Genomic DNA, 5,990 nt, shown 5'->3' with positions numbered 1-5,990 from the left:
ATGAATTAGCATAAAGCAAATCTTTTTCTATATTTTCGCGCTGAAAAACCATAATAACGGCAATCAGAAAAATAGAAGTTAACAAAATCCCACCAACGGACAAGGTTATGACTATCGGACGAAGGTGAGGCTTTTTAATTCTCATAAAAATACACTCCATATAATAAAAAATGCCGCATTTACCATAACATCCCTTATCAGCACCGCCCCGGACGGGTTCGGAACAAATGCGGCGTCAGCCCGGTAAAACCGGCAGCAAACTCTCCGCTAAACCGCGCATTCTGCGCCAGATAAATTTCACCCGGCTGCATGGCTATGCAGTCGGGTGAATGGCTCCGGCTTTCAGCGCAGATGTCCGCCGAAAGCCCCGTTTTATCAGGTTATCACAGTGAAGGGCTGTTATACGTCCGCTGTCGCTGAGATCGCTCCAGCTCCAGCGCTTTCTGATGCTGCACCACGCGCTCCTGCTCCCGGTGCAGCTCGACGGCATTCAGTCGCTCGACAACCGGCGCAGCTGCTCGCTCAAACTCTGCACCTGCCTGCTCAAGCCCGTGACGCGCTCGCTCAGCGCTGCGTTCTCCCGTAGCATAAGACCAGACATCGTCCGCCATTCCGCGAAGGCGCTCTCCCACTCGTCCAGCCTTTTCGAGTAGTCCTGCTGTAGCTGCTCTAATGCGCTCAGCAACTGTTTTTCCAGCTCCGTCATGTGCTATTTCCCCGCCAGTATCATCCAGCTCGAATCCTCTCCGAACCGTCCCGCTTCCGGGTTCACCTTCACGCAGCGGCGTCTCTGCTCGCCGCAGGTCGAGAGCTGCACGCCGCTGTTCCTCTCTGACAGCATGGCCTGCGTGCTCTTCTGCTCCCGGATGGTCGTGTAGTTGTCGAGTATCTGCTGCCCCTGCCACCACAGAATGCCCGCGCTCGAGGCGATCAGCAGCGCGGAGACCAGGACGATGGTCAGCCACGTCTGGCTGACCATGCGCACCATGCCTTTCGTGCGCTGGCTCATGGCTGAGGACAGTTTCCGGTCGTGGTCGAGGATGGCGGCGCTGATTCTCTTCGCGCTTTCGTTCAGTTCCGCTTTTACAGATTTCTCGTGCTCGCTGAATGCGGCTTTCAGCATCTCGCCGGTATTCTGCTGCTGCGCTTTCGATTTCTGCTCTAAGTCCTTCGCCAGCGTTAAAAGACTGTTCATAAATGGCTCCCTTCAGTCGGATGTTTCGCCCCCCGTCCGGGTCGGCAATGCTGATACTGCTTTTTGTGGTGCGGACCACCTCAAAACCTGCGCTTTCCAGCGCCTCAGTGACATCCTGACGGGTTTTCAGCTCCCCGGATGAGGCAAGAGCAAGCAGACCGCGTGTAATCGCTTCTGCAGCCTCCTGCTTCGCTTTAGGCAGTGCAGACGGTGTGACCAGTGCCCGCCGGTTCTCCGGTGCGTTCGGGTCGTGCAGCCCCAGTCTGCCGTTCACGATGGTCTGCCAGGCATCGATGCGTGGACGGTCGGCGCGATCGTAATACGGCTGGAGCCGTCTGCCGGTCAGCAGCTCGGTATTGGGGATCAGAAAGTTCAGCTCCAGACGCCCCTTGTCAGCGTGCTCCACCCACAGAATGCTGTACTGATCTTTATCGAGTCCGGGCATCAGAACCCGCTCGAAGCTGGCCATCAGTTTTTCCCGCTGGCCGGGAGGCAGATCGGCCTCCGCAAACGACAGGACGCCGGAGGTGTATTTCTTAACGTAAGGCGACGCGTCAATCAGCTCCCGGACTTCTTCCGGCTTCCCCTGCAGGACGGTGGCGCCTTCACGCTGCCGGTCTTTACCCAGCAGATAGTCCACCGGCCCGGCGCCACCGCCGCGACCGCGTGGATGAAATTTAACGATCATCGTCCGTTCCTTTCTCAAGAACGGCGTGCCGCAGCCGCTCAAGTCCGGCATCGATGGCCATCAGCGCCGCAACAATCTGCACCCTGTCATGGCCGGTACCGCCGCCGGCGTTAACACGGCGGGCTATCTGGTTCAGGTTATTGCCCATGCCGGCAAGCTGGCGCAGCAGCGCCGGCGAGATTGAGGGGAGCTTTCCGGAACGTGCCGGCTTTTCGTCCAGGCAGATCTGCCGCATCCACGCCGCCAGCTGCCTGCCGTCACAGCGCTCAAGCAGCCGCCGGTGCTCGTCCTCCGTCACCCACATGGTGAGCATCTTGTTCCGTTTCTCTGACAAACCGGCCTCCTGATAACGCCGGGACGGGCGGGAAAGCCTTTCCCGGTCGGCGCGGGGTTGGACAAGCCGCAGGCGCGTCAGTGACTTTTAGCGGGTTTCGGGGCGCAGCCCTGAACCAGTCACGTAGCGCTAGCGGAGTGTATACTGGCTTAATATGTTGGCACGGATGCGGGTATCAGTGAAGTGCTTCATGTGGCAGGAGAAAAATGCAGCAGCGGAGCGTAAGTGGAATATGTGATACAGAATATATTCCACTTCCTCGCTCACTGACTCGCTGCGCTCGGTCGTTCGGCTGCGGCGAGCGGTACCGGCTTACAGGTGGGGCGGAAATTTCCTGGAAGATGCCAGGAAGATACTTAGCGGAACGGAGAGAAGGCTGCGGCGAAGCCGTTTTTCCATAGGCTCCGCCCCCCTGACAAGCATCACGAAATCTGACGCTCAAATCAGTGGTGGCGAAACCCGACAGGACTTAAAGATACCAGGCGTTTCCCCCTGGTGGCTCCCTCGTGCGCTCTCCTGTTCCTGCCTTTCGGTTTACCGGTGTCATTCCGCTGTTATGGCCGCGGTTTCTCATTCCACGCCTGACACTCGGTTCCGGGAAGGCAGTTCGCTCCAAGCTGGACTGTATGCACGAACCCCCCGTTCAGCCCGACCGCTGCGCCTTATCCGGTAACTATCGTCTTGAGTCCAACCCGGAAAGACACGACAAAACGCCACTGGCAGCAGCCACTGGTAAGAGGGTGTACAAGAGATTACTGATGCAGAGTTCTTGAAGTCTCAGCCCAACTACGGCTAAACTGGAAGGACGATTTTGGTGGCAGCGGTCTTGTACACCCTGTTACCACGGTTCATAAACTTGCCGGTTTAATGAACCTTCGAAAAACCACCTTGCCGGGTGGTTTTTTCGTTTTCAGAGCAAGAGATTACGACGCAACGGAAAGGATCTCAAGAAGATCATCTGTGATGTTCGACAGATATGGGGATATGCACCATGGCCTATCCGGCTTTAACTGAAATGGCGACATCCTTAACCGCAGTCTCAACTCCTGCAGCATTCCTCTGAATGCTGGTCATCACTTCACCCGCTTCACGCATGAGTGTGACCCCTTCCCGGGTGGTCATCAGGCTGTTTTCAATGCCACTGAGAACATCTTTAGCCAGTTGACTATTGCTGGCCACGACTTGCTCAATTTCTTCAGTCGCGCTACTGACGCTCGCCGCAAGATTACGCACCTCTGCGGCAACAACCGCAAAACTTCTTCCGGATGCGCCCGCCCTTGCTGCTTCAATCGCGGCATTCAATGCAATAAGTCTTGTTTGCATGGCAAACTTCCGGATGGTTTCCACCATACCGTCAATACTTTCAGACTGATTGTTGAGCCGGGAGACATCGGTGGAGACAGCTCCCATCCCCTGCGCAATTCTGTCAATCATAAGGATGCTATTTTCAATAACATTTGCACCGTTCTGCGCACTTCCTCGTGTCTGCACGGCCATATCCCATGCATGCACAGCAGCCTCCTGCTCTCTCTGGTTTCGCAGGACATCAGCCGTGACATCTGTAGCGAATTTCACAATTTTATAAAGCTGCCCGTCACTGTTAAAGACAGGGTTATAAGTTGCACGGAACCACAGAGGGTCTCCCTGACGGTTAATACGTGGAAACTGACCAGAAAAAAACTCACCCTGATTCAGCCTCTCCCAGAACTGTCGGTATTCATCACTTTTGTAAAGCGTCTCGGCACAAAACAGACGATGATGCTTACCGATGACTTCATCCCGTTTATAGCCAGTGGCATTGACGAAATTTTCATTTGCATCAAGCACGATCCCTTCAGGATTGAAGGTGATTATGGCCATAGAACGGTTTATGGCATTTAGGACTGCTTCCTGCTCAAGCGCAGAATGCACGCGCTCAGAAATATCTGCAGCAATTTTAATGACTCTGGTCACACGACCGCGCCGGTCAGTAACGGGGATATAACTGGCTTCAAGCCATACGGAACGATTTCCCTTTGCCCGCCGCAGGAACTTGCCACTAAAGCTTTCTCCCCGGGCAAGGCGCTGCCAGAAATGGCTGTATTCCGGTGAACTCACCAGAGAGGGTGGGCAGAATATACGATGGTGGTGACCGATTATTTCATCAGCCCTGTACCCCATAGTGGAGAGAAAAAGCGGGCTGGCTTTATGTATCACCCCCTCCGGACTGAATTCAATGACAGGCTTATTCTGACAAATTGCGTCATACGAAATGGCTGAGCGCTGGCGGTTCAGGGAGAACAGATTTTTAAGTGAACGCATATACATCAGATTGCTCGGATAATGTAAGGACTGCCATGGTTATCCCCGAGGACGCGGATACCATCATGCCCGCCCTGCCGGTGGCAGAAAAAAAGCTCCCGGGCAGGGAGCGGAAGACAACGTGTCACAGAGTTAAAACCTGGTTTCAGGCACCTCAGTTATCGGCCGCCGCCGCGCCGGCCTTAGAGGGCAGGCGGTAATTTTTTCGTCACGCGCTTAAGTTGCATTGTTCATGAAACTTAATGCAACAGCCTGACGAATTTACCATAACATCCGTTGCCCGCACCACTGAAACGGGGTTGGCTGCGTTTCCGGTGCCAGACGCGAGAAAGTGGCGACAGACATAACGAAAAAACACCAGAAACGCAGCCGCTGAATATTACACTGGTGCATAGTCATGCAGCCAGATGCATGGATGTTAAAGTCACACTAAAATCCGCGCCAATGCCTTAAAAACCGGCAAATGCTTCTCCAGCCACTCCCACAGCTCTGCAGCCAGATACAGACAGTTAAGTACAGCTTCAATAACGTTAAGCAATTTCATTTCCCGCTCCTGAATAAGCCTTGACCTTTTTGATCACGAACCTATTTAGCGGGAGAGATAAGAGCCCTTCTTCTTGGGGTTTGTCACGGGCCGGCATCTGTCAGCCCAGCGTCGGTCCTTTGTAGGTTTTCTGCGGCTGGCGCTGCAGCTCGAGCGTTTTCTGATACTCATTCTCCCTCTGCCGGAACTCGGTGGCATTCAGTTCCCGGACAAGCGGCGCAGCTGCTCGCTTAAACTCAGCACCTGCGTGCTCAAGTCCGACACGCGCTCGTTCAGCACCGCGTTCTCCCGTTGCATAAGCCCACACATGCTCCGCCATTCCGCGAAGGCGCTCTCCCATTCGTCCAGCCTTTGCGAGTAGTCCTGCTGTAGCTGCTCTAATGCGCTCAGCAACTGCTTTTCCAGCTCTGTCATTTTCCGCTACTCCTGTTTCAGGCGGATCCATGTCGTCCCGTCGTAGGGGATGGCTTCGGTTTGCATCCCCGGCGGCAGGATAAGAAACCTCCGGCCGTCGCTGCTCTCCTGATAGCGCACTCCCCACGTCCGGGCGGTCATTTTCGCCAGGGTATCTTCCTGCTGACGAAGATGCGTGTAATTGTCGGTTATCTGCTGCCCCTGCCACCACAGAATGCTCCCGCTCGTGCCGATCAGCAGCGCTGACACCATCAGGATGGTGAGCCATGTCCGCCCGGCAGTCCGCAGTACGCTCCGCCGGTTTTTCTCCATCGCCTCGCTCATACTCTGCTCGTGGGCGAGGATGGCGTCGCTGATTCTCCTCGCGCTTGCGCTCAGTTCCGCTCTGACAGACTGCTCGTGCTCGCTGAATGCGGCTTTCAGCATCTCGCCGGTACTCTGCTTCTGCGCTTTCGATTGCTGCTCCAAGTCCTTCGCCAGCGTTAAAAGACTGCTCATAGATGGCTCCCTTCAG

Annotated in this window: 5 protein-coding genes and 2 pseudogenes; 2 read left to right on the top strand and 5 right to left on the bottom strand. The window is 55.2% G+C overall.

Annotated features, from left to right (window positions below):
- Positions 1-383 precede the first annotated feature (383 nt).
- Positions 384-1,883, bottom strand: a complete 1,500-nt coding sequence (locus EGX79_11085) for a nuclease (GenBank protein AYX82821.1) — start codon at positions 1,881-1,883, stop codon at positions 384-386.
- Positions 1,873-2,217 carry a plasmid mobilization relaxosome protein MobC gene (gene mobC / locus EGX79_11080; protein ID AYX82820.1) on the bottom strand — a complete coding sequence of 115 codons (345 nt, stop codon included), beginning with the start codon at positions 2,215-2,217 and terminating at the stop codon, positions 1,873-1,875. The genes EGX79_11085 and mobC overlap by 11 nt, the downstream gene beginning before the upstream one ends.
- 183 nt (positions 2,218-2,400) lie before the next feature.
- Here mobC and EGX79_11075 point away from each other — a divergent pair.
- Positions 2,401-2,802: pseudogene (locus tag EGX79_11075) on the top strand (plasmid replication initiation protein).
- Positions 2,803-2,985: 183 nt separating this feature from the next.
- Positions 2,986-3,227, top strand: a pseudogene (locus EGX79_11070) (hypothetical protein).
- On the opposite strand, the gene EGX79_11065 reads toward EGX79_11070, so the two are convergent.
- The 3 genes from EGX79_11065 to EGX79_11055 form a co-directional block, all read right to left on the bottom strand.
- A complete protein-coding gene (locus EGX79_11065; GenBank protein ID AYX82822.1) occupies positions 3,214-4,518 on the bottom strand; it encodes a methyl-accepting chemotaxis protein in 1,305 nt (434 codons plus the stop codon). The pseudogene EGX79_11070 and the gene EGX79_11065 overlap by 14 nt on opposite strands.
- 742 nt (positions 4,519-5,260) lie before the next feature.
- Positions 5,261-5,476 carry a mobilization protein gene (locus tag EGX79_11060; GenBank protein AYX82819.1) on the bottom strand — a complete coding sequence of 72 codons (216 nt, stop codon included), beginning with the start codon at positions 5,474-5,476 and terminating at the stop codon, positions 5,261-5,263.
- A gap of 6 nt (positions 5,477-5,482) precedes the next feature.
- Positions 5,483-5,974: a mobilization protein gene (locus tag EGX79_11055; protein AYX82818.1), complete on the bottom strand. Its 492-nt coding sequence runs from the start codon at positions 5,972-5,974 to the stop codon at positions 5,483-5,485.
- Positions 5,975-5,990: the final 16 nt, after the last annotated feature.

The sequence above is a fragment of the Corynebacterium jeikeium genome (assembly GCA_003955985.1).
Taxonomy (GTDB): domain Bacteria; phylum Actinomycetota; class Actinomycetes; order Mycobacteriales; family Mycobacteriaceae; genus Corynebacterium; species Corynebacterium jeikeium_D.
The sequence above is the reverse complement of the archived record's forward strand: the minus strand, read 5'-3'. Positions and strand labels throughout refer to the sequence as shown.